18 protein-coding genes and 5 pseudogenes are annotated in these 20,671 nt (G+C 67.8%); 11 read left to right on the top strand and 12 right to left on the bottom strand.

The genetic code is table 11. The features are described from left to right. The first annotated feature begins 72 nt into the window (after positions 1-72). The 3 genes from OG285_RS38395 (at position 73) to OG285_RS38385 (ending at position 2,957) form a co-directional block, all read left to right on the top strand. Entirely contained in the window at positions 73-1,203 is a 1,131-nt protein-coding gene (locus OG285_RS38395; protein WP_331760518.1) for a cysteine protease StiP family protein, read from the top strand. Next, entirely contained in the window at positions 1,200-2,231 is a 1,032-nt protein-coding gene (locus tag OG285_RS38390) for an alcohol dehydrogenase catalytic domain-containing protein (protein ID WP_331760517.1), read from the top strand. Before OG285_RS38395 ends, OG285_RS38390 begins: the two co-directional genes overlap by 4 nt. 336 nt (positions 2,232-2,567) lie before the next feature. Continuing rightward, positions 2,568-2,957 carry a lipocalin/fatty-acid binding family protein gene (locus OG285_RS38385; protein ID WP_331760515.1) on the top strand — a complete coding sequence of 130 codons (390 nt, stop codon included), beginning with the start codon at positions 2,568-2,570 and terminating at the stop codon, positions 2,955-2,957. A 266-nt stretch (positions 2,958-3,223) separates the two neighbouring features. On the opposite strand, the pseudogene OG285_RS38380 reads toward OG285_RS38385, so the two are convergent. Further along, a pseudogene (locus OG285_RS38380) lies at positions 3,224-4,259 on the bottom strand (IS701 family transposase). 1,035 nt (positions 4,260-5,294) lie between these two features. Between OG285_RS38380 and OG285_RS38375 the strand changes: the two are divergent. Together OG285_RS38375 and OG285_RS38370 are read left to right on the top strand one after the other, a co-directional pair. Further along, positions 5,295-5,771, top strand: coding sequence for a transposase (locus OG285_RS38375; RefSeq protein ID WP_331760514.1), 477 nt, complete (start codon positions 5,295-5,297; stop codon positions 5,769-5,771). 72 nt (positions 5,772-5,843) lie between these two features. Then, positions 5,844-6,140, top strand: a complete 297-nt coding sequence (locus OG285_RS38370; protein WP_331760513.1) for a hypothetical protein — start codon at positions 5,844-5,846, stop codon at positions 6,138-6,140. A 57-nt stretch (positions 6,141-6,197) separates the two neighbouring features. Here OG285_RS38370 and istB read toward each other — a convergent pair. From istB to OG285_RS38350, 4 genes and pseudogenes are all read right to left on the bottom strand, one after another. Then, a pseudogene (gene istB, locus OG285_RS38365) lies at positions 6,198-6,985 on the bottom strand (IS21-like element helper ATPase IstB). Beyond that, positions 6,972-8,416: pseudogene (gene istA, locus OG285_RS38360) on the bottom strand (IS21 family transposase); the annotation flags it as partial. The pseudogenes istB and istA, both read right to left, overlap by 14 nt. 149 nt (positions 8,417-8,565) lie before the next feature. Then, positions 8,566-9,010: pseudogene (gene folP / locus OG285_RS38355) on the bottom strand (dihydropteroate synthase); the annotation flags it as partial. 415 nt (positions 9,011-9,425) lie between these two features. Next, a complete protein-coding gene (locus OG285_RS38350) occupies positions 9,426-9,860 on the bottom strand; it encodes a hypothetical protein (protein ID WP_331760511.1) in 435 nt (144 codons plus the stop codon). A 954-nt stretch (positions 9,861-10,814) separates the two neighbouring features. Here OG285_RS38350 and OG285_RS38345 point away from each other — a divergent pair. The 4 genes and pseudogenes from OG285_RS38345 to OG285_RS38330 all read left to right on the top strand — a co-directional run bounded on the left by OG285_RS38345 (position 10,815) and on the right by OG285_RS38330 (position 13,893). Further along, positions 10,815-11,540 (top strand): carotenoid oxygenase family protein, encoded by a 726-nt coding sequence (locus OG285_RS38345; protein ID WP_331760509.1) that lies wholly within the window; start codon positions 10,815-10,817, stop codon positions 11,538-11,540. A gap of 380 nt (positions 11,541-11,920) precedes the next feature. Further along, complete coding sequence (locus OG285_RS38340; protein ID WP_371793745.1) at positions 11,921-12,208, top strand: hypothetical protein; 288 nt, start codon at positions 11,921-11,923, stop codon at positions 12,206-12,208. A 144-nt stretch (positions 12,209-12,352) separates the two neighbouring features. Continuing rightward, positions 12,353-12,673, top strand: a pseudogene (locus OG285_RS38335) (transposase); the annotation flags it as partial. 110 nt (positions 12,674-12,783) lie between these two features. Beyond that, positions 12,784-13,893: a hypothetical protein gene (locus OG285_RS38330; RefSeq protein ID WP_331760508.1), complete on the top strand. Its 1,110-nt coding sequence runs from the start codon at positions 12,784-12,786 to the stop codon at positions 13,891-13,893. Positions 13,894-14,151: 258 nt separating this feature from the next. Here OG285_RS38330 and OG285_RS38325 read toward each other — a convergent pair whose 3' ends face one another. Then, a complete protein-coding gene (locus OG285_RS38325; RefSeq protein WP_371793744.1) occupies positions 14,152-14,940 on the bottom strand; it encodes a GlxA family transcriptional regulator in 789 nt (262 codons plus the stop codon). Between the two features lie 6 nt (positions 14,941-14,946). On the opposite strand from OG285_RS38325, the gene OG285_RS38320 reads away from it, so the two are divergent. Next, a complete protein-coding gene (locus tag OG285_RS38320; protein ID WP_331760506.1) occupies positions 14,947-15,372 on the top strand; it encodes a RidA family protein in 426 nt (141 codons plus the stop codon). A gap of 365 nt (positions 15,373-15,737) precedes the next feature. On the opposite strand, the gene OG285_RS38315 is transcribed toward OG285_RS38320, so the two are convergent. From OG285_RS38315 to OG285_RS38300, 4 genes are all read right to left on the bottom strand, one after another. Beyond that, positions 15,738-16,595, bottom strand: coding sequence for a class I SAM-dependent methyltransferase (locus OG285_RS38315; RefSeq protein WP_331760504.1), 858 nt, complete (start codon positions 16,593-16,595; stop codon positions 15,738-15,740). A 23-nt stretch (positions 16,596-16,618) separates the two neighbouring features. Then, positions 16,619-16,963, bottom strand: a complete 345-nt coding sequence (locus OG285_RS38310) for a VOC family protein (protein WP_331760503.1) — start codon at positions 16,961-16,963, stop codon at positions 16,619-16,621. Between the two features lies 1 nt (position 16,964). After that, entirely contained in the window at positions 16,965-17,144 is a 180-nt protein-coding gene (locus OG285_RS38305; RefSeq protein ID WP_331760502.1) for a CopG family transcriptional regulator, read from the bottom strand. A gap of 273 nt (positions 17,145-17,417) precedes the next feature. Beyond that, on the bottom strand, positions 17,418-17,831 hold the full coding sequence (locus OG285_RS38300; protein ID WP_331760500.1) for a VOC family protein: 414 nt from the start codon (positions 17,829-17,831) through the stop codon (positions 17,418-17,420). A gap of 357 nt (positions 17,832-18,188) precedes the next feature. Here OG285_RS38300 and OG285_RS38295 point away from each other — a divergent pair, with 357 nt between their 5' ends. After that, entirely contained in the window at positions 18,189-18,683 is a 495-nt protein-coding gene (locus tag OG285_RS38295) for a GNAT family N-acetyltransferase (RefSeq protein WP_331760498.1), read from the top strand. A 904-nt stretch (positions 18,684-19,587) separates the two neighbouring features. Here OG285_RS38295 and OG285_RS38290 read toward each other — a convergent pair. Both OG285_RS38290 and OG285_RS38285 read right to left on the bottom strand, forming a co-directional pair. Further along, entirely contained in the window at positions 19,588-19,938 is a 351-nt protein-coding gene (locus OG285_RS38290) for a hypothetical protein (protein ID WP_371793743.1), read from the bottom strand. Positions 19,939-20,077: 139 nt separating this feature from the next. Beyond that, positions 20,078-20,668 carry a hypothetical protein gene (locus OG285_RS38285; protein ID WP_331760495.1) on the bottom strand — a complete coding sequence of 197 codons (591 nt, stop codon included), beginning with the start codon at positions 20,666-20,668 and terminating at the stop codon, positions 20,078-20,080. Between the last annotated feature and the right edge of the window lie 3 nt (positions 20,669-20,671).

Raw genomic sequence — 20,671 nt, 5'->3', positions numbered from 1 at the left:
AGCAGACCAGCTTTATATGATCACGGGATGCGAAGTGGTGTTTTCAGCAGGACGGCGCGGGCAGGGGCGGGCGTGGGTGGGCCTCAGAGGCCGGAGCCGTGTTCCGGTGGCGTGCATGTCCCACTGCGGGGGCCCGGTTTTGGCACCTATGCGCCTGAGGAGGTGGGATGGCTTCTCAAAGACCTGTCCCACCTCGATCTCGAGCCCCGTCGCGCGGTGGACGAGGCAGACTTCTTCGCCTGGCTGCCGGCCGAGTACCAGCCCGACGCCGCCTACCAGGAGCTGTTCGAGACGGTACTGCGGGAGGGCAGTGCCCGCTTTGCCCTTGCCGTGGCGGTGCTGACGGAACTGGTCCTGGCCGAACGCGGCGCGAACAGCGTCCTGGTGTCCATCGCCCGGGGCGGTACACCGGTCGGAATCCTGATGCGCCGGTGGGCGGCAGCCGCCCGCGGTCAGGTGCTGCCTCATTACGCGGTCTCGCTCGTTCGCGGACCAGGCGTGGACACCGGTGCGCTGGACTACCTCGCCCGCCACCACGACCCGGCCGACGTGGTGTTCGTCGACGGCTGGACCGGCAAGGGCGCGATCGCCGAGGAGCTGAGCACGTCACTGGCCCGCTACCGGGCCGTAGGAGGCGGCGCCGCGTTCAACGACGAACTCGCCGTGCTCGCCGACCCTGGATCCTGCGTGCGGACCTACGGCACCCGCGACGACTTCCTCCTGCCATCAGCCTGCCTGAACTCCACAGCCACCGGCCTTGTCTCACGGACCGTCTACAGCCCGTCCCTGACCCCGCCCGACGGCTTCCACGGCGCCAAGTTCTACCGCGAGCTGGCCCGCGACGACGCCTCCCACCGGCTCCTGGACGCTGTCAGCGACGCCTTCTCGGACATAGCCGACCAGGTGGCCCCAGCCGTCGCAGCCATCCGGGGCAGCGACCGCACCCCCACCTGGGCCGGCCGGCAGACCGCCGCGACGCTGTGCGCGCAGTACGGCATCACCGACCCCAACTTTGTCAAACCCGGCGTCGGTGAGACCACCCGCGTGCTGCTGCGCCGCCCGACCTGGCGGGTTCTGGTCCGCGAACCGCAGGCCCTTGAGCATCGACATGTCCGCCTGCTCGCCGCGGCCCGCGGCGTCCCGGTCGAGGTCGTGCCCCACCTCGCCTACACGTGCGTGGGCCTGCTGAAGGGCGCGGCATGAACGGCCTGCCCGTCCGCGGCCCGGCCCTGGTTGTCCTCGGCCCCGGCAAGGTGGCACTTCAGGAGCGGTCAGCTACGGCCCCTGGTGACGGGGAGGTGCTGATCGCACCGCATTTCGTCGGGCTGTGCGGAACGGACCTGGAGATCGTCAAGGGGGAGCTCGATCCGGCCTATGTCCGCTACCCGGTGGTCCTGGGACACGAATGGTCCGGGCGGGTACTGGCGGCCGGACCGCGCGTGCCGGGCCTGGCCCCCGGGGACGGGGTGGTCGTGGAAGGGATCCGGCCGTGCCAGCCGTGCCCGCCCTGCCGCAGCGGCAGGACCAACCTGTGCCAAGACATCGAGCAACTCGGTTTCACCCTGCGAGGAGCCGCCTCCCCCGCGATCACCGCACCCTGGCACCTGGTCCACCGGATCGCCCCCGAAGTCCCACTGACCGCCGCCGCCCTGATCGAACCCGGAGCAGTGGTACTCCGGGGCCTGAGTGAGATCGACATAGCCCCGGGCGCGCACGTGCTCGTGGTGGGCGACGGCACCATCGCCCTCCTCGCCGCGCACCTCGTCCGGCTGTGGTCACCGGGCGCCGTCACCATGGCTGGACTGCGCCCCGCACAGGCCGGGCTCGCGAAAGCCATGGGCGTCGACCACTTCACCACCGACCGGCCCGCGACGGGACCCTACGACGTCGTCATCGAGGCCGCTGGGAGTACGACCGCCGTGGCGGACGCCTTCCAATCGGCCGGTCGCGGGGGGCAGGTGCTGCTGTTCGGCATCGCCGGCCACGGCCGCACCGCCGCCCTGCCCGTCGACGACGTCGTCAACAACGACCTGCGAATCCGCGGCAGCTTCAGCTACACCTCAGCCGCCTGGGCCCAGACTGTGCGCCTACTCAACACCGGCGTCTACCGGCCACTGCCCGCGATCACCCACCGGGTCCGGATCGAGGAGTACACCCACGCGCTACGGCTGCTGACCGACCCGGCCGACGGCCCTCGAGGAAAGATCCTCATAGACCAAACCCCCAGCTGAACGAACCGACCACTGGCTGAGGCCCGAATCGACCCTGCGGCAAGGCCCGGCCGGGCGGCCCACGCGCCGACCCGCGCCGAGCACCTCGGGGAACGACCGACCGAGACGGGACACCCACGACCAGTTCCAACGAGCGTGACAACTCACTGCGGGTGCCAACAAACCTGTCACATTGGTTCCAACTCCGCTGTCCGACTACTCCCAGAAGCGCAGGTCGCCGCTCCCTTCCAGTTCCAACTAACGTGACACGGCACATCAGGCAGCGGTGCGATCATGGCAGTCACAGTGAGCAGTCGGCTCGCTGCGTTGTGACACCACTGCATCAGGGGGACTTGCGTGATCAGCGGCACGTACGAGATGACCAGCAGCGACAACTACGAGGAGTACCTGAAGGCGACCGGCGTGCGCCCGGCTACCCGCAAGATCGAGGCCGCCTCCAAGCCGACCGTCGAACTCACGGAGAACGGCGACAACTTCAAGCTGAAGACGACTACCACCCTCAAGACGATCGACCTGGTCTTCACCCTCGACAAGGAGTTCGTCGAGGAGACCACAGACGGACGTAAGTGCAATACCACTGTCACCCGCGACGGGAACACCCTGATCCAGACCCAGAAACTCGACGGCCAGACGTTCACCATCACTCGGACCTTCCGTGACAACGGACTCGACGCCACCTTCGAAGCAAACGGCGCCGTCTCCAAGCGCATCTACAAGCGCATCTGACTCGACGCGAACGCCAACCCCCGCACGGGCATCCGTGCGGGGGTCCCGCATGCCGACTGCCGCTACCTAGCCGCAGGACCGGCCAACTAGTACTCCAGCCGTACTTCTCCATTAGTGCTGGTCAGCGGCTTGTGTGTGGGGATTGTAGTGGGGTGGATCGGAGTGCGGGGCGATCTTAGCGGACCGTCCCGCGAACGTGTGACCACGCCGGATGTAGTGGCAGCGGCGGGCGCGTGCTTGGTGGAGGCGTCTCCAGTGCGACCACCTCACTGCGTGATCGCGTTGTGCAGGACAGCGTTGGGGTTCAACTGCCAGCAGACGGCGAATTTCGGCCGGGGTGAGGTCCACGAGGTCGGGTGTGTCGGCCGTGTCACCCCTTTTTCACATGCCTGGACGGCCATCGCCGCGAGGAAGGTATGCGCGAGCATGACGAGAGTGATGTGCCGGTACCAGCCGACATAGCGGCGGACTTCGTACTGGTCCAGCCCGCACTCGTTCTTCGCGCTCTGGAAGCACTCCTCGATCTTCCAACGGCAGCCCGCGATACGGGCCAGGTCCGCAACGGTGGCGTCCAACGGGGCACTGGCCAGGTAGTACGCGATCTCATCGGGCCTGGTGATGCTGCGGCGGGCGAGCATCCAGCGTTGCCGCGTAGGCTCGTCGCCGTCGAACTCCCAGACGGCCGGCAGTCGGGCCGCCGCCCAGTCGTAGAGGCGCGGTCCTTTGGCGCCGTCTCCGCAGGAGAGGCGTTGCCATGCCTCGGGCGGGGCCTGGCCGATGAGGTAGTCGATGCGCGGGCCGTGGACCTGCTCGGCAGCGTTCGCGGTCCTCGGTCCAGGACTTGGGCAGGTAGAGCTCGCGGTCGACCAGCGCGTGACCGCGGGTGGTGGCGTAGGCGGCGAAGACACCGATCTGGCAGTTTTCGGTGCGGCCTGCCGTTCCGGAGTATTGCCGTTGCACCCCGGCTGAGGTGGTGCCTTTCTTGATGAAGCCGGTGTCATCGATGATCAACACGCCATCTGAGGAACCGAGTTGTTCTGCCGCGTAAGACTGCAGGTCGTCGCGGAGGCGGTCGGCGTCCCAGCGGCTGCGGGAGAGGAGGTGCTGCAGCCCGTCCGGGGTGGCATGGCCGGCGTATTCGGCGAGTTGCCAGCCGTTCTTGCGACCTACCGGACCCAGCAGTCCTCGTACGTAGTCGCGCATCCGGCGCCGGGGTTCAATTCTTGCGAAGCAGGCTCCGGCCCGGAGGAACAGGTTCTCGAGTTCATGGCCCCAGGCGCTCGTGGGCACATCATTGATCACACCTGCGGACTGCTCGGTCCGCTGCCACTACATCCGGCGTGGTCACACGTTCGCGGGACGGTCCGCTAAGACCGCCCCGCACTCCGATCCACCCCACTACAATCCCCACACACAAGCCGCTGACCAGCACTAATAGAGAAGTACGGCTGGAGTACTAGGCCGTTTCGTTCGGATCATCCGATCGTTGGTCTGGGTGTGTCGTTGACTGATGCGCAGTGGGCGCGGATCGAGCCGTTGCCTCCGGACCGTCGCCGAAGTGGTCGAGCTGGTCGAAGTACGTGACGAGCTGGGCACCGGTGAGTGTGATCCGGACCATCCCGCGTTGGCCTCACCCTCCGCCGGCGGGCACGGTGGCGACCTTCTTCAGGCTGTTGGGAAGCGTGTCCGTCCAGATGTCCTTGTTGCAGATGATGGACAGGGAGCCGATGCCGGCAGCCTTCTTCATGCGGCTGTCGTGGTGGGCCGGGGACTGGGGGGCTCGCCGCATGCGGTGAGGGGCGGTCCAGATACCGAGGATTCGTGTACGGCAGCACCGGACTCTGCTGGTGAGAGGGGGTCTCGGTGTTCGGGTTGGATGGGGGCCAGGATGACGGAGTCAGCGTCAGCATGGCCGTAAATTCGGCAATCGCCTTCTGGTCGCCCGGTGCAGGGGTTCAAGGATTCCTGTCCGGTGACCAACTAGGTCCGCTAATCTGGGGGTTGCTCAGTACCTCTCTTCGTGGGGGATCGACGCCAACGGCACCCAACCGGGATGCCGTTGGCGCTGAAACCAGGAGGGGGTGAGGGGCATGGGCAACCGAAAGGCGACCCAACGAGCGGAACTGCTTGCTGAGCTGGCTAAGCGATTCGCCGTTGCATTGGGCGTTCGCGTTCTGTGGGCGGCAATCGTGGAAGTGATGCACAGCCACGGCTAACGCTCCGGAATGAAGCACGGGCCCACGTGCGTCCCCCTACATCCGGGCCCGTGCTCATTCCACCTAGTAGGGCTTTGTTACGTCTCTGGGCAAGTGGTCGCCCTGGTGGTTTCCTGCTGGTATGAGGGCGAATGAACTCGCTTCGTGCAGGGGCCGGTTGGAAGAGTTCGCTGGGGAGGTTTTCGCGCCTTGGTCGCATGCTGACCAGCGAGTGAAGGGCAGCCTCTATCTGCGGGGCCAGCTGTTGGACGGGCGCCGGAAGTCGATGCAGCCGATGGTTGGACGCCTCGGTGTGGACCATCAGCAGTTGCAGCAGTTCACGACCTCCTCTACCTGGCCGGTGGACACTGTTCGAACGAGGCTGGCCCGCCGGGCGGTGGCGGTGGTGCGGCCTCAGGTGTGGGTGGTGGACGACACCGGGTTCCCGAAAGACGGCACGTCCTCACCCGGGGTGGCCAGGCAGTACTCCGGCACCCTGGGCAAGGTCGGGAACTGCCAGATAGGGGTCTGGCTTCGTTCACTCCAAGCGGCAGCGTTTGTTCAGCAGTCTGGGAGGCAGTTGGTGATCGACTGGCTCGCTGATGTTCACGAGAAATGAAGTCAGTCTGATACCCGAGCGTCCGGGATGATCGGGGAAGGAGTTCGGATCTGCGAGGGAAGGAACAGCGCGATGGCGATCAGTGGGCTGAGCCCAGAGAGGACGGCCCGCCTTGAAGTGCTCGTCGACGAGTGCCGACCGCTGTTGACAGGGGACGGCGGAATGGCGTCCGTGCAGCGGCTTTTGAGTGGGCGCCGGGTCGAGGTGCTTGATGCGGTGGTGATCACGCGTGAACTGCTGGGGGCGGGCCCCACGTCGCTCGCGGAGGCGAAGACCGTCGTCCTGACGAGCCCAGGCAGAGGGCGTGAGCTGAGGGGGCATGAACAGTTCATGGACGACTTGGAGCAGAACGGTGCCATCGGCCCGTGACAACCAGCTGGTTGGCGCCCCACCACCCGTGAAGGGTGGCGGGTTGCAGGAACGCCGTCAGACGGCCTTGGCTGGCTCTTCGGCTCGGGCTCGGGTGCTGGCGAGGCGGTAGGAGTAGGTGCCGGTCTCGATGATCGTGCCGTTGAAGGTCAGCGATCGACAATGGCCGCGCAGAGGCGGGGGTCGGTGAAGGTCTTGGTCCAGCCGCCGAAGGACTCGTTGGAGGCGATCGCGACGCTGGTCTTCTCCTCGCGTTCGATCAGGACCTGGAAGAGAAGTTCGGCGCCGCGGCGGTCGAGTTCCATATAGCCGAGCTCGTCTATGCAGAGCAGATCAACACGCCCGTAACGGGCGATGGCCTTGTTCAGCTTCTTCTCATCGGCGGCCTCAACCGGCTCGTTCACCAGCTTCGTGACCAGCGCGTAGCGGACCCGGTAGCCCTTCATCGCGGCCTCGGTGCCCAGGGCGATGAGCATGTGGGACTTGCCCGTGCCGGAGTCGCCGATCAGGCAGAGCGGCTGGCTCTTCTTGATCCATTCGCAGCTTGCGAGGGTATGGATGGTGGCGGCGTCGATGTTGGGGTTGGCATCGAAGTCGAAGGCCCGCAGGGGCTTCTCCCGTGGAATGCCCGCAGCCTTGATCCGTCGTTCCGAACGGCGCCTGGCCCGGTCGTCGCACTCGGTCATCAGCAGCTCGGCGAGGAAGCCGCGGTAGGTCATCTGGTCCTTGATCGCCCGATCGGCGATCTCGTTGCGGATCGACGGAAGCCGCAGCAGGCGGCAGGCGGTGTCGATCGCCGCGTCGGCGGCCTGTTCGGTCAAGCCTCGCTGGCGGGGCAGGGTCACTGGGCTTCTCCCTCATGATGGCCGCCGCCGCTGGTGCGACGGCGTCGGCGGTCAGAGCTCCGGCCCGCAGAGCGGTGGCCAGTCCCGCGACGACGTGCTCGTGGGCGAGGTGGCGGTTCAGCAGCAGGACCTCGATCAACGCCCGGGTGCCGTCCCGCTCGCCGTGAACCTTGCGGGCCTGGGCCCACCAGGCGTCGTGGACCGGGGTGAACTTGCCTGCGGACCGGGCCTGTTCCAGGGCCGTGGCGCCGGGGATGAGGGCTTCGAGATAGTGGTCCAGGTCCAGGCGCAACCCACCCTTCGGGATCAGCCTCTCGTGCCGGGCCAGCTCGACGTTCCTGTCGTAAACCACCAGGTGAGAGGCGTGCAGGACGACCCGCACCCGTTTGCCGATGAAACGGGTCGGGACCGAGAGCGGTTGGTTCGGACGTTGATCTGGCTGTAGCGGTCGACCCGTGGCGTGAACAACCGGCCCGTCTCGAAGGGCTCCTGAGGCAGCGGCATCAGCAGCGGGTGCTCGACGGCGAAGTACTCGTCCACGGTCCGAGGCCGCGAGCCGATCCGGCGGTGTCCGTCGTGCAGGTCCCACTGGTCGACCATCTCGTTGAGCTCAGCGAGGGAGTCGACTTCCGGGCCGGGGTGAAGTGGTTGCGGCGGAAGTAGCCGATCATCCCTTCGACGCCACCCTTCTCGTGGGCGCCTTCGATGCCGGGGCGGCAGTAGAAGCTCTCAATGTTGAAGTGCGAGCGGAAGGCGATCCACCGGTCGGTCTCCACCCTCCCCGGCTCAGCCCCAGCACCCGGGCGACGGCCGACTTGAGGTTGTCGTAGCGGATCTTGGTCCGGCACCGCCCAGCGTCCGAAGCGCATACACGTGCCCCTCGAAGAACGCCTCCTGGCCGCACGAAGCGAAAACCCGGTGCACGGCCTTGCCCGAGTAGGAGAGGCGAAGCGAGAACAAATAGCAGGTCACCAGCTCGCCGGCCAGACGCACCGTGACGTCGCCGAAGTCGACCTCCGCCTCGTGACCGGGCAGACGGGACTGAGGAACGAACGCTTCCATCGGAGCCTTGCCCGAGGCCGCGAGGATCACCGGCTTCCGGTCGGAGACGTAGCGCCGGACCATCTGGTACGAGACGTCGGCACTGTGCTCCTCGACCAGCCGGTGGAAGTTCCGGGTGATCGTGTGCCGTTGCTTGCGCGGCGCGTCAAGGTCTGTCCGCAGCATCTCGTCGATGACCGGCTTGTACGGATCCAGCGCGGTCGGCCGCGGCGGAAGCTTCTTGCGGGGCTCCGGCCAGACCGAGTCCACGGCCTTCTTCACAGTTCGCCACGACACGTTGTACTTGCGCTCAAGCTCGCGCATCTTCATACCGGAGCGGTGATCACGCAGGATCGCCGCGTACAGCTCGACCTTGGACATCTGCGGCATGACCAGGACCTTTCGCCAGGAGCACCCCGATGCTGCCCTGGCAAGTACCCCAGTGCTGTCGAAACTCGTGAACATCACCCGCCCGTGGATCTGGGTGCCTCCCAAACCCGTGAACAACTGACGGCACTACTCGTGAATAAAGCCAGCTCGACTTCCTCGATGGCCTCGCCCACAACATCCCCGTAGCCAGCCAGTTCATCCATGCGAGCAGACTGCCCCCGCCAGTGCATCACGACGAAGGGGACACCCGCCTCCGCGGCCACGCGCACCATACGAGCGTCTGCGCGCCCCCCGCTGCCGTCATTGATGATGCGCGCGCCCCCGCATCCACCGCAGCCTCTGCCACATCCGCGCGCATGGTGTCCACGCTGATCAACGCACCGCCTCCGGCCAGACCCCGGACGACCGGGACCACCCGCCGCAGTTCCTCCTCGCAGGTGATCCGCACAGCACCCGGGCTTGTCGACTCGCCGCCGACGTCGACCACGTCGCGCCTTGGGCAACCATCTCCCAACCGTGGACTAAAGCTCGATCGGGGTCCAGCCAGAGCCCGCCGTCCGAGAACGAGTCCGGGGTGAGGTTGACGACGCCCATGACCCCACAACGCTCCCAGTCGGGCAGGCCAGGCGGCAGGACTTATATGCGCTCATGAACGCATTGTGGCGGGCGCCACCCCCCACCCGAACAGACAGCGTCGTCACCGGCGAAGCCCGCCTGCAACGGATCATGGCCCGGCACGACCCGCACATGCACCCCGGGGCCTTCGTCACCTGCGTCTACGACCCCGATCGCGCCCTGTGCCGCCCGCACTCCGGCCCCGGGAGCGGGCCGGAGCTCACCGGCTGCCAGCCGCCGGCCCGCCGAAACATCGCCCTGCCCCTCGGCAGCGCACCTGTCCAAGGGGCGTCCCGGGGCAGGCAGGAGGAACCGTCTCGTCGCCGGGCAGAGCCAGTCCCAAGAGACGACGCCGCGTTCCGTGACGACGTGTACGGCCGTGTGGCGACCGGGGTCAGACGACGATCATCGTGAAGGCCTCGTCCTTGCGGGTGGGGCCCGCGGCGGTCCGCACCAGTACCGACGTGGCGGTGTTCCCGCACCCGGGCTGCCGGGAACGGGCCACCTCGACGATGGAGTTCCGGTCGGCACTCAGGTTCGCGGACACCTGGGTCACCGCGGTGCTGATGTCGAAACCGGAGGCGGAGACCTTCACGCAGTACAGGCCCGCCGAGAGGCGCCGTACCGAGGCGATGCCCTTGCCCCGCACCAACCTGCCCGCCGCGTCGACGACCGCTGCGGCCCGCGCGTACGGAGCCACCGCGACCGGCGCGGCAGCCGGCGCGGCGGGTGCCTTGCCCGGCACCGCGACCGCGACCGCACCCGCGGTGAGAACACACGCCGCAGCAACCGTCACGGCAACGACACGCGATTTCCTGAACACCGTCATGAGGAGCCTCCCTTGCACACACCCAATACTTGACTACCCACAGTGCCGAATGACTCCAATGGGTAACCAGACCGCACGGGGAGGTTCACCCGAACGGGTAGCCCCCTCCGCTGGCGACCTCACTACCGGGCACCGCTGCAAGCGGCGCCGCAGCGACAGCCGCCCCCTCCGGGCCGGTACGGCACCAGCGGCGCGGTCGGACCGCTAGGCGGTTCGTGTCGCTGTCCGAGTTCTCTGTGCCCCGGTACGTTGCCGTTCCCGCCTGCCGTCAGGCCTCCAGGTTGCCTGTTCGCCCTGGGGGTGGTGTGCGGGCGCGCGCCGGTGTCGGCGTGTGCTTCGGGCTCACTGAAGCGGACGAGGGGGGGGAACGGTTCTTCATGGGACGTACGGGTGTTGGGGTGAGCGGGTCTTGAGCTGGGGGGCACGGTGCTGGTGTCGGCCTGGGATCCGGCCGGCCTGTTCTGTGCCCCCTCCGGTGCTGTGTGGTTGACGCGGCGGCCGGTGCGGGGCGCATGGTTTTGGAGGACGTCTGATGCGCAGGGCTCTGACTCTGGCAGCCGGTGCCGTGTTGGCCCTTGGCCTGCTGAGCGGTACGGGCGCCGCGACTGGTGCCCCGTCCGCGCCTGCCGTTCGTGTGATGGTTGCCGGCACCTGGTGTTGTCCCAACTACCCCGATAAGGACCAGGCAGCGAAGCTCTCCAGTGAGATCGGCGTGGACGTCCCCGTCGGTGAAGGGGTGGGCACGGGTTGCCAACCGGTGAGGGGAGGGACCGACGAGGACCTTTGCCCGTCACCGCCAGTGCAGTGCGCCAACGAGAGTCCTGACGGTGCCGTGCTGACTGGCTGCAAGCCGGCCAGCGTCGGCGAGTCGGGGACGCCTCGCAGTGTCTCTCAACGCTAACCCCTGCCGGGAACAGGGCGTGTGACGGTGGTCTTGCGCATAGCGAGACTTGGATGTGCGAGACCACGGCAGTGCCCCCGAACTCGCCTGTACGAACTGGGTCGCGGCGCCCGTGCGACCCGCGGCACGAGCATGCCTACGATCGCGGCGTCGAGTGCTTCCGCGCGGCCGCGGAGCTGTTCACGCCGCGCGTCGAACCGGTCACCATCCCCTATGAGGGCACCACGTTGCCCGGCTATCTGCGCAACGGCCGTGCTGAGTGGTACCGCAACTGCTGGGTACGCACCAGCAACCTCGCGGGCGGGCCCGTCGAGAATCCGGTGGCCGACACCGGATGGCTGCTGAGAGAGACCCAGGGCGGCCGCGTACACCGGTGGCGGCTCGACCCCGCCACCGGCACGGTCAGCGAGCAGCCGCTCGACGACCGCGGTGTGGAGCTGCCCACCATCAACGACGACCTGACCGGACGGCCCAGCCGTTATCTCTACACCGTCACCGAAAATGCCATCCTGAAGTACGACACCCTCGCGGGAACCTCGCAGGCCTACGGAACCGGGAACGGCTCCTCGCCGGGTGAAGCGGTCTTCGTGCCCGCACACGGCGCCGGCGCCCCGGAAGACGCCGGATGGCTCCTGTCGATGGTCGAGCACGGCACGGCCCACGGATCAGAGCTGCTGGTCCTGGACGCCCAGGGCATGACCCGGGTGGCCACCGTGGAGATGCCGCGACGGGTCCCCGCTGGTGTCCACGGCAGCTGGGTACCCGACCAGCGGGCTTAGCCTGTTATTTTCACCTCGCGGGTCACCCGACCTGCTGCTCTGCGGTCATTCCCGGGACAGCAAGCACGGCCGTTCTCCACGCTTCGAGATGTCGAGTCAGGAAGCACAAGAGACCGGCCGCTGCCCATGAGTCTCACCGTCGACGCGTCTGTAGGTGACGCGTTGAGTGTGTTGTTCCATTTTCGGGGTCGAGTTCTACGACTGCCTGTACAAGCGCGGCGATGCCTCTTCGAGCTCGCCGACGCACTTCTGTACACCGACGGTCCAGTAGAGACGTTGGTCGAGTTCTGTCTTACGGCCGAGCACCGGAGCGGACACGGCGCGATGTACGCCCGGGTGTGCCACGCACCATCACCGACGCGCAGGTCGAGGAGGTGGTAGTGCGCACGCTCGAGGGGACACCGCGGGGCTCGACGCACTGGTCCAAGCGGGAACTGGCGAAGACCGTGGGGATCTCGCCCACCAGCGTGCACCGGATCTGGCGGGCCTTCGGTCTGCAGCCGCGGCGGACGGAGACCTTCAAGATCTCCACGGATCCGCTCCTGATCGACAAGATCCGCGACGTCGTGGGGCGCTATCTGGCCCCGTCGGCGAACGCGGCCGTCTTCTCCGTGGACGAGAAGCCGCAGATCCAGGCCCTGGAGCGAACGGCTCCGGTCCTGCGATGATGCCCGGCGTCCCCGAACGACACAGCTTCGACTACGTGCGGCACGGCACCGTAGACCTGTTCGCCGCCCTGAACACCGCCACCGGCAAGGTCATCAGCCAGCTCTCGGAGCGGCACCGCGCCGTCGACTTCCGCGACTTCCTGGACTTCCTGGACTTCCTGGACAAGATCGACCGCAGGTCGAACCCGGGCTGCGGTCCACGTGATCTGCGACAACCTGTCCACCCACAAGGCACCCGTGGTGCACCGGTGGCTGCTCGAACACACCTGCTCTACCCTGCACTTCACCCCGACCTACTCGTCGTGGATCAACCAGGTCGGACGGTGGTTCGCCGAACTGGAACGCCGCTGCCTGGGATGCGGCGTCTTCTGCTCCCTCGACGACCTCAAGACGGCACTCGGCTCTGTCTGTACGGGACGTTGTCTTCGCAGACCCGTTCCTACCGGGGGTTCACTCATGCCCTGACCCCGAGTCACCATCCCCGCCGTCCAGCAAGACCCGCCGACTTGCCGTGTTAGCACCGCCTGCACACTTCTCTGACCGCTTCCTGACAACGCGTGACTACTGTCCGGCGCATGCGCATACCTCCCCATCACCCATGCGGTCAGCAGGGCAGCACCCGTAGGACCCTCCTCCGCGCGATCGGGGCCACCGTCACAGTGTCGGCGGCCGTCTTCGCACTGGTCACGCCAGCCGCGGCCGCCAACGCCGCACCGCACCTCCCGTCGTCCAACAGCGGCGGCGCGGCAGGACCGGACGACGCCACCACCCACGCCGGCGCCACGACCGCGCAAGAGCGCAATCGGATCAACGCCTACTGGAGCCCTGAGCGGATGAAGCTCGCGGGCGCTGTGATCCCCGAGATCACCCCCATACCCAAGGACGACGACACGCCGGACGACCCGCGGCCGCTTCCCGCGAACACGCCGGACTCCGGGTCCGTGTGGACTCACGGCGGGGCGGTGGAGAAGAACGTCGGCCGTCTGTTCTTTACTTTCTCCGACGGCTACGACGGCAGTTGCACAGCGACGGTCGTCACGAGCGCCAACCGCAGTACCGTCCTCACGGCAGCACACTGTCTGAGGGGCGTCGGCGCGCCTTCCGCCGATGACACCTGGAACCACAACTTCTACTTCGTGCCCGGCTATCGCAACGGAACGAAACCGGTCGGTGGCTTCAGCCTCAGGACCATGGCCACCTCTTCCCGCTGGGACGCCGATCCGGACACCACGGAATCGTCGGACGTAGCTGCCGCTGGTTACGACGCGGGGCTCCTCGTGGCGAACCCGGCTGCCGGGGGCCAACCGATCGCGGACATCACCGGAAGCCAGCACATCGGGTTCGGTCAGCCCGTCGAGGACGAGTTCGTCCATGCCCTCGGATACCCGAGCAACGGACTCAACGACCCCAAAGACAAGTACGTCGGATCCCGCATGATCCACTGCGCGGGCCCGAGCCACCCTGGCCCCAAGGTCCCTCTGCTGTGGGGTGAGACCTGCGACATGTCGGCCGGATCGAGCGGTGGACCTCACCTGGCCAACTTCAACACCCGCACCGGGAACGGCACCGTCGTGGGCATCACCACCACCACCGAGGAACTCGCGGGCGGACCGACCCACACGCTCTACGCCACGCGCCTCGGTGACAGCGCGCACCGCCTCTACGACTGGGCGCAGTCGCGTTAGGACCTTCCGCTGAAGCCCGGTTCGGCTCCTGCCGCCGGGACTCGCACAATGGGCGGTCCCGGCGGCGTTCGATCGACGGGTGCGACGAACAGCACGCCGAGCATGAGGGTGATGCCCGCCGGCCTTGATGCCCACCGGCCTCAACGTCCGCTGGTCTGTGGCAGTTACGCCACCCACAACACCGCCGGGATCACATGGCCACGCCGGCGGTGGTCGCCGCGAGCCGGACCGAGGTGGGTGGTCGGCGCGCGAACGGTGTCAGCGCGTGAAAGTGCGTCGGTAGGCGGTGGGGGTGGTGTTGAGGGTGCGTCGGAAGTGCAGACGCAGGTTGGCCGCTGTGCCGAGGCCGCAGTCCCGGGCCACCTGGTCCACCGAGTGGGTCGTCGTCTCCAGTAGTTCGCGTGCCTTGCCGAGGCGGGCGCCCAGCAGCCACTGGAGGGGTGTGGTGCCCGTCTCCGTGGCGAACCGGCGCATGAAGGTGCGTGGTGAGACGCCCCCGTGCCGGGCGAGCTCGCGGAGCGTGAGCGGCTGGTCGAGGTGGCGCAGCGCCCAGCCCCGGGTCTCGGAGAGGGACGTCTCCCCGGCCACGGTGACCGGAGCCGGGATGTACTGGGCCTGCCCGCCGTCGCGGTGCGGTGCGGCCACCAGGCCGCGGGCGATCCGGTTGGCCACGATCGCCCCCAGATCGCGCCGCACGATGTGCAGGCACAGATCGATGCCGCAGCACACTCCGGCCGACGTGAGGACGTCCCCCTCGTCGACGTAGAGCACGTCGCGGTCGACTGTGACGGACGGGAAGTCCTGTTCGAGCTCGTCGATGTGCAGCCAGTGGGTCGTGGCGTGCAGTCCATCCAGAATGCCCGCCACGGCCAGCGCGAAGGCGCCCGTGCAGATCGACACCACCCTGCGGCCCCGGTCGCGCGTCTGGGCCAGCGTGTCGAGGACCTCCTCCGACGGCCTTACCATCGGCTCGTATCCCGGCACGATCACGGTGTCGGCGGCGCGTACTTGGTCCAGGCCCCCCTCGGTCACGAGGGAGAAGGACACACCGCAATGGCCATCCACCCTGTAGAGGTCCCCGACAACTCGCCGGTCTTCGGAGGGACCACCAGCGCCTTCGCGCGTTTCGGCCACGCCCCCGCGATCCGTTCGCACGGGCACCTGTTCATCTCCGGTCAGATCGGCCGCCGCCCCGACGGCGTCCCCGGGGAGACCGCCGAGGAGCAGACCGAGCTCGCCATCCGGCGCCTCCAGGAGATCCTCCGGCTGGAGAACCTCGACCTCAGCGACCTGGTGGACGTGACCAGCTATCACGTCGACATCCGCGAGAACATGTCCGGCTTCCTCGCGGCCAAGCAGCGCCTCGTCACGGCTCCCTACCCCGCCTGGTCGATCATCGGCGTCAGCGGCCTCGCCAGCCCGGAACTCCTCGTCGAGATCCAGGCGACCGCCGCCTACCCCGACGACGCGGCCCGATAGAGCGCCGCTCCGGGGCCCCCGGGAGCTCGACCCCGGGGCCCCGGCCATAGGGGCGGCCAGTCATGATCGGGACTCCTTGGTATTGGTTGTCCGGCGGCTGACTCGGCGGCGTACGCTGCCGAGTCGCCTGCGGCGTCCCGCTGCCCTTTGGCCACGGCGGTGATGTCGATGCCGAGGGTGTGTGCGAGATGGACTGCCGACGGCGGCAAGGACAAGCCGCAGTCGGAAGTCGGCAGTCGGCAGTCGGCAGTCGGCAGTCGGCAAGGTCAAGCAGATCAAGTACGAGCCGCCTTCGACGCCGGACCATGAACGACAAGCGGGCTTCGAGCGATGGTGTGCCGCATCGGATGAGGCGTCGGTCTGCGTCAGGTGGTGGCGACCAGTAGGTCCTCTCCGCTTGACGGGCGAAGGCCGCCGGTCCGGTCGGCGAAGTAGCGGTTGGCGAGCACAGTTCCCGACACGTGTCGGGCCTCCTTGAAGCCGGCGTCACCGGCCAGTGTCAGCATCTCCTGGGGGGTGTAGAAGCTGATGAACGGCGTCCCGGACGCCTGTGCCTGTGGCTTGGTCGCCTCCAGCGCGGGGCGGTCGGCGTCATCGATGAGCTCGACCGGCAGCATGAACGTCATGGCGAACGTCGAGCCCGGGGCCAGCCCGGCGAGCCGGCGCAGGGTCGCCGCGGTGGCGTCCTTGGTGAGGTACATGGTGACGCCGGTGCAGGCGACGACCGCAGGCCGGCCGGGATCGAAGCCGGCTGCGGACAGCTGCTCCCACCAGTCCCCGCCCGCCTCGAAGTCCACCGGAACCAGCCGCAGCCAGTCGGGGATCCCGTACCCGAGCTCGATCAGGCGGCGGCGCTTCCAGGTCTGGGTGGCCGGCTGGTCGATCTCGAAGACCCGCAGCCGGTCGGCGAGCTCCGGCCTGCGCTGGGTGAAGGTATCGAGACCGGCCCCCAGGACGACGTACTGGGTGATGCCCCGGCCGGTCTGCTCAGCGACCAGGTCCTCGATGAAACGAGCGCGGGCCACGATGGCCGCCCGGAACCCGCTGGTGGCGCGCGGGTCCATGTCCGGCCGCTGTTGCCACTCGTCGCCCGGGGCCGCCAGCTGCAGACCGATCTCGTCCTCGAACACATGGGGCGGCGGATCGACCTGCACGTGCATCGCCCGCCAGAGGGCGGTCCGTACTGCGGTGCTGTCCGGCACCTCGTTCTGCTCGTCTGCCATGATGTCCCTCTCCGTACGGTCGGTCAGTTCTTGGTCGGAGCCTGGAGGCTCCACAGACGTCCGTCGGGATCACGGACAGTCATCTCCGTGGTCCCGTAATGGGTGTCCTCGAACGGCGTGACCACCTCGACGGCAGGATCAGGTCGGAACGTCTCCGCATCGGTCACCTTCAGCACGATCTGCGTCTGGGGCTCCCGGTCCTCGGGCACCTCGGCGATGAACACGTAGGGACCGTCGCCATTGCGGAGTCGGCCCGAGCTGTGGTCGGTCGAGAACTCCAAGTCGAAGCCCAGTGCCTGGAAGAACTTCGCCGCCTTGCCCCAGTTGTGTGTCGTCAGGAACACGGCCTCGATGCCTTGGGTCGCCATGTCAGGTCTCCTTCTCAGACGATTGCTGCCGCTGCCCATGGGTGTCGTCGAGGTAGGCGCGCAGGGCCTCCGCGACCAACGCCGAGAGGGACGAGCCCGACTCGATGGCGCGATATTTGACCTGCTTGATCAGCCCGACCGGCAAGTACACGTTGAACTGCTTGACCTCTTCGTCACTCACAGAAGCGATGCTAGCATCCTAGAAAGCTAGCGCACATCGGGCAACGTTCACCCGGTTGTGACGCACAAGCCGTGGTATCGGTCCGGGACGCGCGGACGCGCCATGCTGTCCTCGTGACAGAGCGAGTGCCTGTCCGGGAAGTCGACGACGACGAGGGCCGACGGCCGATGCGGATCATCCGCAGGGGCACCGGGTCACCTGCCGTTCCCCACCTGGAGCCTGACCAGGCCGGCGGGCTTCCTGGTCGCCGCCGCAGCTTCCACCCCGGCGCTTCTACCCCACCGCGCTACCAGCCTGCTCGCGCAGCGTCAGCCACTCCTGAAGCTCGATCAGGTTCTTCTCCGGGTCCTCCAGGTACGCGACCCGCATCCGGTCGCCCATCGGTCCCGGGGCCAGGGTGAACTCCGCCCCACGCGAGGTGAGTTCGGCGTGGGCGGCGTCCAGGTCCTCCACCCGCAGCACCACCAGCGCGCGGTATCCCTCCGGCTCCACCCCCAACCTCCCCAGCACGCCGGCCATCTGAGCCCGGTCCTGCAACGCGATCGCGGCAGGTCCGGTGTCGGGGCTGAGCTTGGCGTACGGGCCGTTCTCGGCCTCGAACTGCGGCCTGAGCCCGAGTACGTCCCGGTAGAAGCGGTAGGCGGTGGGGAAGTCGGACACCAGCAGGCGTATCTGGGTGAGTTCCATACGGAACTTTCTCACCCGGTTCCGACTCCGGCTCCATCACGATCTCCGAACGAGTCCCGCCCGAGTCCAGCGACGCGCTCCGAGATACCCCGGCGCCTGAAGAGCCCGCCCGCCCGGCCGGTGGCCGGACGGGGGCAGCCGCTCGACCGACAGGAGCTGTACGACCGGTTTCCGCCGGTGGGTCAGGACGACACTTTCGGAACCAGGGGCCTCTGCGCCGAGGATGACGATGCCGCACCCGAAGCGGGGCCCGGCCCCCCGAAATCTCCTTTGAGCCGTCGGAGAAGGGTCTTGGGGCTGTCTGTCACTGACGGAAACTCGGGTGGCCTCAGCGCACGAGCTGGATAGAGTCGGGCAATGCCCGAGCTGAAGCGGCTGCATGCCGGCCACGCCCCGGCGGTCCTGGCCTTCGAGCTGGCGAACCGCGCCTACTTCGCGGCCTCGGTCTCCGACCGCGGCGACGACTTCTTCGACCAGTTCACCGACCGGTACAACGCCTCGCTGGCCGAGCACGAGGCCGGCATCTGCGCCTTCTACGTGCTCGTCGCCGGGGACGGCTCAGTACTCGGCAGGTTCAATCTGTACGACCTGGAGGACGGCACTGCCAGACTCGGCTACCGGGTCGCGGAGCAGGTCGCCGGCCACGGCGTGGCGACCACGGCCGTCCGGGAGCTGTGCCGGATGGCGACAGCGATGCACGGCCTGCGCACACTGTGGGCGGCCACCTCCCACGACAACGCCGCGTCCCAGAAAGTACTGGCCAAGGCCGGGTTCGTCCCGGTTGGCCCCGCGGCCCCGGCCGATCTCGGCGGCAAGTCAGGCACCTGGTACCGGCGCGACCTCCAGCCATAGACCTTGATCTTGCTCGTAGGTCGGCTGAGGGACGGCTGTGGCCACCGCCGATCATCGGTGTGTGTGTGTGGGGGGGGGGAACTGACGATCTTTCCGTGGTCTCAGTCACCGCGTAGCCCTTGCCTGCTGGCAGGAAGCGTTCGAGGGCCTGATGAGCCGGCCCGTTGTCCGGTTCGCCCGGCCGGAGAAGCCACCCCGGGCGTAACCGGCAGATCGTCGGGAAACGCCCCCTCCGGGACGGGTCTTGCTGGGCGAGGAGGAAGGGCTGTCCGCTGTCGGTGGCACGGCGAACGGTGACCGTGCCGCTGAGCTGAAGGAGTTCCAGTCCTGGCAGGAGGTCTTCGGTACGTCCCCGGACGGCCGCGCGGCTGCGTTCCGGGCACTGGAACATCGATGGCAGCGGCAAGCTGAGCGTCGCGGAACTCCTCACCGCGATGCGCCAGTACTACATCAGTCCTGACGCCGCAGCGCCCGGCTTCCGCACGGAAGCCGGGCGCATGGCGGGCTCGGCCTGTGAGGTGCACTGCGGGGTCTGGCCTGTGAGGTGCGCCGCGGGTCTGGTGCCGACCGGGGCCGCAGTCGTCGGGAGCAGGTGATGGTCCACCACGTAGGTCTCGACGCCGGGTACACGCCTGTGCAGTGCCGGGCGACTTCGTCCAAGCGATGCTGGGCCGGGGTTGTCGCGTCGTTCCACGCACGCGCCGGTGCCCCCGCCATCTGGCCCGGCTGACAGGACGTTCCCAGGGGACTGACCTGGACGTGCAGGACGGCGCGGCACTACCCGAACCACCATTCCTCCACTGGCCTTCGGCGGCAGACTGAACGCCATGCGGATCGGCGGATCCACAACTCTTGACCATTACTCTCTGTCCGCGGGCAGGATTTCCCTGACTCTCCAGAACTATCAGGGCTGGAAGAGCACGATGCTGTCGGCAGCCTGAGTCCCGGACTTCTCCCAGGTCTCTCCTGCGTCCACCCGCGAGACGAGCCCGCTGCAGCCACTGTCCATGTAGACGAATGCTGTGGAGTCAGTGTCGTTGGCGACGCGCGCCGCGCCCGCGCCGCGCAGCGAGTAGCACCGGCCGTCCCGCGGGTTGGAGATCACGCTCACGCTCCCGTCGTCCCGAGTGAGGGTCAGCTGTCCGGTTGCGGCCTGAGCGCTGAGGGGAAGCGCGGCGGTCATCACGAGGGCACCGGCAAGAGCCAGGCCCATCCTGCCGATCGACCTGGCCGGCAACATCCTTCGCGAGTTCATCGGTCTCCTCCGGGTCGGCGTGTATGCGTACCTCTGGACCATCGGCACCGAAGCGGTATTGCGTGAGGAGCCGTCCCCATATGAGAACGGGGCCCCGCTGTAGCGACGGGCCCCGTTCTCCGGCTTCAGGATCCGTTTTTCACGCGCCGATTCCGATGGATCCGACGTAGGCGTATGCCGCATAGTCGGAGTCGAGGTCGGTGATGATGTCGTCCCAGATCTCGTCCAGGGTGTTCATGTCGCCCTTGCCCCAGGCGTCGACCATGTCGTCCCAGACGTAACGCGCCTGCACCGAGCGCTCGCTGACATTCGGCCGGCGGTACCTCTCGTCCACCGCCGTCTGGTCGACGGGGTAGATCTCGATGCGGCGGCCGCGGCCTTCGTTGTCCATCAGGCGCTTCAGCGCACCCGAGCGCACCAGGTTGTCCCTGCGCCGCTCCTGGTAGGCCCGCTCGACCGCTTCGAGCTTGGGGGCGCTGGGACGGGCCCCGCGTCCCCACGAGCGCAGCAGGCGGGCGGAGACGCCGTGCTCACGCAGGACTTCACGGCCGGGGCGGGTGTTGAGGTAGCGCAGGCGGGCGGAGAGCCCGCGGTCGGTCGTCACCGGTGAGGCGATGCCGCCTTCGCGGGCGATCCGGTCCAGCTCGCCCGCGAGAGCCCGCGCGCCGCTCAGCCCCTGGGCGCCGTGCTTCTGCCACTCGCCCCAGAGGTCGGTTGCTCCGCCGGACATGGG

It is taken from the genome of Streptomyces sp. NBC_01471, assembly GCF_041438865.1.
Classification (GTDB): domain Bacteria; phylum Actinomycetota; class Actinomycetes; order Streptomycetales; family Streptomycetaceae; genus Streptomyces.
This window is presented reverse-complemented; position numbering and strand designations above follow the sequence as displayed.